This is a genomic window from Marichromatium sp. AB31, assembly GCF_003718685.1.
GTDB lineage: Bacteria > Pseudomonadota > Gammaproteobacteria > Chromatiales > Chromatiaceae > Marichromatium > Marichromatium gracile.
This window is the reverse complement of sequence record NZ_RHFI01000081.1, coordinates 1-255: the sequence shown is the minus strand read 5'-3', so window position 1 is coordinate 255 and position 255 is coordinate 1. Positions and strand designations below refer to the sequence as shown.

The window sequence follows — 255 nt, the reverse complement described above, 5'->3', positions numbered from 1 at the left end:
GCATGATGGTGGCCGAGCAGAGGAGAGCCCACATGCGCAAGAGCAAGTACAGCGAGCAGCAGATCGTTGACGCACTGCGTCGTGCTGAGTCAGGAATGGCCGTCAAGGACGTGTGCCGGGAGCTGGGGGTCAGCGCGGCGACCTTCTATCAATGGCGCTCGAAGTACGGGGGGATGGAGGCTTCGGACCTGAAGCGGCTGCGCGCGCTGGAGGAGGAGAATCGCCGGCTCAAGCACATGTACGCGGATCTGAGCC

At 63.5% G+C, this 255-nt stretch carries 1 protein-coding gene; it reads left to right on the top strand.

The features are described 5' to 3' along the window. Nucleotides 1-32: 32 nt before the first annotated feature. The coding region (locus EBL84_RS16820; RefSeq protein WP_190288007.1) for a transposase at nt 33-255 on the top strand (223 nt) is incomplete at its 3' end.